This window comes from Microcystis sp. LEGE 08355, assembly GCF_015207185.1.
GTDB lineage: Bacteria > Cyanobacteriota > Cyanobacteriia > Cyanobacteriales > Microcystaceae > Microcystis > Microcystis panniformis.
Window position 1 is genome coordinate 1 of sequence record NZ_JADEXI010000584.1, and the last position, 2,895, is coordinate 2,895.

Here is a 2,895-nt window from a genome sequence, read left to right on the forward strand (position 1 = left end):
GAATGGAACCCTTATATAGAAAGGCATTTAGCGATTTTTGTCAATTGTTTTTGCTCTAGAGCGAACTAATCAATTAAGTCTCTTGCCAGATAAGGATTTAGTCGATTTATGCCCCCCTATCGAACCAGACCAAGTAACGAAGAACCTATAATCATGTCAATAGACTTATCTGAAATGGATCTATTTTATCCATCGATAAAAATCTACGTTCAGAAATGTAAAATTTTAGTGATTTATGGATTCCATGAGTTAGGCTATGTGAGTAGGCTCACTCAGTTGTATCGCAAAACTCAAGTTTGAATTGCCACTACGATTCCCGTTTTGTCCACCTTGTCAAACAGATCAAGGAAATGCACAGGTAATTGTCGCCCATCAAGGACAGCTGATCACCAGCGGTGCTTGTGCTGTGAAGCTGTAAATTTCTACTGACGGTGACATCGGTTTGGTTCTGGAGCGCAATAACAAGTTAAGCTTCGATACTTTCTGTCTTGAATGCCTTTAGTCTTTTCTAACTTATTGCCCATGAGTTCAACCACTCTTATAACTACCGCCCAGTCATCACCAAAAAAACCCGTTGATGATCAGAAGAAAGTAACTGAGAACGAGAAAATACCAGATATTACTAAAGCATCCAGTAAGATTGATCAGTTGCTAAATGAGGTTGTCGGTAACAAAAAATTAAATCTTCTCTCCCTAGAAGATTTAAGCGCGCTTTTGAATCAAGTTAATTTTTTAGGTGCAATTGGACTTAATACTCGGGGAGGAACGATACCAAACAATGGCAATAACCAAAATTCAACAAGTCCTACCTCAACTTCTACCTCAAGTCCTACCTCAAGTCCTACCTCAACTTCTACCTCACGTCTTGCCTCAAGTCCTACCTCAACTTCTACCTCAACTTCTACCTCAAGTCTTACCTCAAGTGTCTCACTACCAGATTTAGTGGGCAGTTTTGGCACGATTACTTTGCCAAGTACGGTTAACTTCGGCGCTCTGGGGAATGCACAGGTAATTGTCACCAATCAAGGACAGGCGATCGCCAGTGGTTCCAGTACTGTTAGACTCTACATTTCCACTGACGGTGAGATTGACAGTAACGATGCCTTACTCACCAGTGTTAGTACCAACTTAAACCTAAACGCCGGGCAGTCAGTCACCCTAAACTTACAGTATCAAAACAATACTTCAGTCATCGCTCCGGGGGCTTACTTTCTCATCGCTCAAGTTGATGCCAATACCCAAATTACCGAACAACTGGAAACCAATAATGTCACCAGTAAATTAGTATCGGGACTCAATACTAATGCCATCATCGACTGGAATGCGATCGCATTAAATGCGATTCAAGCCGAGGGAAAAGCAGGGCGGGGAGTTGGGCCGACAGTGGGTTCTCGCTTAATGGCCTTGGTTTCTACTGCCGTCTATGATACGGTCCAGGCCTTCAACAATTTATATCCCTCCTATGCTGTAAATGTGAACGCACCAACAAATACCTCGTTGCAGGCGGCGGTAGTTGGTGCGGCTTATCGAGTTCTCTCTACTCAATTACCTGGACAAAATAGCTTGTTATTACAGCAAGTAAGCAATTCTCTGGCGGAGATTCAGGAGAGTCCCACCGATAAAAGCAGGGGTTTTAATTTTGGCATTTTAGTAGCCAATCAGAGCCTCAATTTACGCGCTAATGATGGTTCCAGCAACAATACGCCTTTCACTGCGCCGTCGGGAAACTATGTCTGGACACCAGAAACCTTAGGACCCACTGCTGGGGTAGCACTCGGTGCCAACTGGGGTGGGGTAACTCCTTGGACAATTGGCAACATTGACCAGTTTGTCTCGCAAAAACAACTTGATGTGATTCTTAATGGCCGTCCTAACACAAATCCTACATTGTATGCCCAAGAAATTGAAGAAGTCCGGCTCTATGGTGGATTGCAAAACACTGCTCTCACGACCACTTTACGCAATGCAGACCAGGCAGAAATGGCTGTTTTCTGGGCCTATGACCGGACTGATACCTTCCGTCCCTACGGTCAATTAAACCAAATTGCTCAAGAAATCGCCGTGCGTGAGGGCAATACCTTGCAAGAAGATGCCAGCTTATTTGCCGCGTTAAATACCGCGCTGGCAGATGCGGTAATCGTCGCTTGGAAAGAGAAATACACTGAACTCCAACCTCGCCCTGATGACGTAATTGCTGGGGGATTTGCGGCTAATGACGGGATAGCTTCTACGGTGGGCGATCCCAATTGGGAATCCTTGCTGTCAACATTAATGGGGGTTAATTCGCCGCCTTTCCCGGATTATATGTCAGGGCATTCCGCCATGGGGGGAGCATTTGCTGGAGTGATGACCGAGTATTTTGGTGAAAACTATGTGTTTAGTGCTGTCTCCCAAGAACTTCCCGGTGTCGTTCGTAATTTCAATAGCTTCTATCAAGCGGGAATGGAAGATGCCCTCAGCCGTATTTATGGCGGAGTTCACGTCCGGGAAGCTTGTATTGATTCTTTTAACATGGGGTTAGCTGTTGGCGATTTTGTTGCGACAAGTGTCTTTCAGCAGCAATTCTCATTTTGAAACGATTTTGCGTTGTTTCAGCGATCTAGAGACTCGTTAAGAATTATTAACCCCTCTGGGTGCAAGGGTTTTAATGTCATGAAACCTTAAAATGAGAATTGCTGGTCTTTCAGCCGATTGTCTAAATAGGGTCTGCTGAAAAAGTTTTTCCTGGGGGCAGGGTGTGGGGTTTTACCCATTTTCAGGGAGTCAATTAAGTAGGGAGGAACAATTATTTGTAGGATGGGTTAGCGGTAGCGTAACATGGTCGGGCGTTGGGTTTCATGCTTCAACCGTTCGGCAAAAGCTCACGGCCGAAGCCCAACCTACGTTCATCTTATA

The 2,895-nt window shown here is 44.7% G+C and carries 1 protein-coding gene; it reads left to right on the forward strand.

The window, feature by feature from the left end:
* The first annotated feature begins 522 nt into the window (after positions 1-522).
* The gene (locus IQ242_RS21470; RefSeq protein WP_193961344.1) at positions 523-2,574 is read left to right on the forward strand and encodes a phosphatase PAP2 family protein; all 2,052 of its coding nucleotides are present in this window, start codon (positions 523-525) and stop codon (positions 2,572-2,574) included.
* The last annotated feature ends 321 nt before the right edge of the window (positions 2,575-2,895 follow it).